This window comes from Lysobacter enzymogenes, assembly GCF_900106525.1.
Classification (GTDB): Bacteria; Pseudomonadota; Gammaproteobacteria; order Xanthomonadales; family Xanthomonadaceae; genus Lysobacter; species Lysobacter enzymogenes.
The window spans coordinates 1-2,500 of record NZ_FNOG01000021.1; the positions used below are offsets into that span (position 1 = coordinate 1).

At 54.9% G+C, this 2,500-nt stretch carries 2 rRNA genes (1 of these 2 cut by a window edge); both read right to left on the reverse strand.

Features of this window, described 5'->3' with window-relative positions:
* Positions 1-195 precede the first annotated feature (195 nt).
* Positions 196-310: ribosomal RNA gene (gene rrf / locus BLU84_RS25320) — 5S ribosomal RNA — on the reverse strand.
* A gap of 176 nt (positions 311-486) precedes the next feature.
* Positions 487-2,500: ribosomal RNA gene (locus BLU84_RS25325) — 23S ribosomal RNA — on the reverse strand; it runs 850 nt beyond the window's last position.

Below are 2,500 nucleotides of genomic sequence, written 5' to 3' on the forward strand. Positions count from 1 at the left end.
TGGATTATCTGCATCCGACCGAAGCGGTTGGCGGGCTCGTCGCGATTCCCGCCCGCGAACGGCCCGTAGCCCACGCCGGCAGTGCCAAGCGCCGCTCGATATTGCGCGGGTTACTGCACGTCGCTCTCGGATGGGTTTTATGTCGCGCAAAAGAAGAAGGCCGGATCCTTTCGGATCCGGCCTTCAGGGTAAAGCCCCTGGCGATGACCTACTCTTGCATGGCTTAAGCCACACTACCATCGGCGCATATGCGTTTCACTTCCGAGTTCGGGATGGGATCGGGTGGTTCCACACAGCTATTATCACCAGGGAGAGGGTGGAGGGTCGCTGGCTTCGGTGTATTGAAGTAGCGCACACGCTCTCGTTGGGTGCTTTCAACGGAATGAACCCCGTTGTCGGCGAATAGATTGGAATGTAGCGAGTCAGTGTTTTGGTAAGGAACGTCTAGTGACGTGTCACATAGAGACCAAGGCAACTTGAGGTTATATGGTCAAGCCACACGGATCATTAGTACAGGTTAGCTCAATGCATTGCTGCACTTACACACCCTGCCTATCAACCACCTAGTCTTGATGGTTCCTTTAGGGGAGTCAAGCTCCCGGGAGATCTCATCTTGAGGCGCGCTTCCCGCTTAGATGCTTTCAGCGGTTATCGCTTCCGAACATAGCTACCCGGCAGTGCCACTGGCGTGACAACCGGAACACCAGAGGTTCGTCCACTCCGGTCCTCTCGTACTAGGAGCAGCCCCTCTCAAATCTCCAACGCCCACGACAGATAGGGACCGAACTGTCTCACGACGTTCTGAACCCAGCTCGCGTACCACTTTAAATGGCGAACAGCCATACCCTTGGGACCGACTACAGCCCCAGGATGTGATGAGCCGACATCGAGGTGCCAAACACCGCCGTCGATATGAACTCTTGGGCGGTATCAGCCTGTTATCCCCGGAGTACCTTTTATCCGTTGAGCGATGGCCCTTCCATACAGAACCACCGGATCACTAAGACCTACTTTCGTACCTGCTTGATCCGTCGATCTTGCAGTCAAGCACGCTTATGCCTTTGCACACAGTGCGCGATGTCCGACCGCGCTGAGCGTACCTTCGTGCTCCTCCGTTACACTTTGGGAGGAGACCGCCCCAGTCAAACTACCCACCATACATGGTCCCCGACCCGGATAACGGGCCCAGGTTAGAACGTCAAGCACGACAGGGTGGTATTTCAAGGATGGCTCCACCACAGCTAGCGCCATGGTTTCATAGCCTCCCACCTATCCTACACAGACGAACTCAACGTTCAATGTAAAGCTATAGTAAAGGTTCACGGGGTCTTTCCGTCTTGCCGCGGGAACGCTGCATCTTCACAGCGATTTCAATTTCACTGAGTCTCGGGTGGAGACAGCGCCGCTGTCGTTACGCCATTCGTGCAGGTCGGAACTTACCCGACAAGGAATTTCGCTACCTTAGGACCGTTATAGTTACGGCCGCCGTTTACTGGGGCTTCGATCAAGAGCTTCGCCTTGCGGCTGACCCCATCAATTAACCTTCCAGCACCGGGCAGGCGTCACACCCTATACGTCCACTTTCGTGTTTGCAGAGTGCTGTGTTTTTGATAAACAGTCGCAGCGGCCTGGTCACTGCGGCCCCCCTTAGCTATTAACCATGGAGGGCGCACCTTCTCCCGAAGTTACGGTGCTATTTTGCCTAGTTCCTTCACCCGAGTTCTCTCAAGCGCCTTAGAATTCTCATCCTGCCCACCTGTGTCGGTTTACGGTACGGTCTGCGTAAGCTGAAGCTTAGGAGCTTTTCCTGGAAGCGTGATATCAGCAGCCTAGCCCTAATGGGCCGGTCCTTAGTCTCAACGTTGCCCCCCCGGATTTGCCTAAGGGGACCGCCTCAACTCTCTCACCAGGACAACCAACGCCTGGCCTGCCTAACCTTCTCCGTCCCTCCATCGCACTTACGCGAGGTGCAGGAATATTAACCTGCTTCCCATCGACTACGCATTTCTGCCTCGCCTTAGGGGCCGACTCACCCTGCGTCGATTAACGTTGCGCAAGGAAACCTTGGGCTTTCGGCGTGCGGGCTTTTCACCCGCATTATCGTTACTCATGTCAGCATTCGCACTTCCGATACCTCCAGCAGACTTCTCAATCCACCTTCATCGGCTTACGGAACGCTCCTCTACCGCGCATACAAAGTATGCACCCCAAGCTTCGGTTCATCGCTTAGCCCCGTTAAATCTTCCGCGCAGACCGACTCGACCAGTGAGCTATTACGCTTTCTTTAAAGGGTGGCTGCTTCTAAGCCAACCTCCTGGCTGTCTGTGCCTTTCCACATCGTTCACCACTTAGCGATGAATTTGGGACCTTAGCTGTGGGTCTGGGTTGTTTCCCTTTTCACGACGGACGTTAGCACCCGCCGTGTGTCTCCCGGATAGTACGTACTGGTATTCGGAGTTTGCCATGGTTTGGTAAGTCGCAATGACCCCCTAGCCATAAC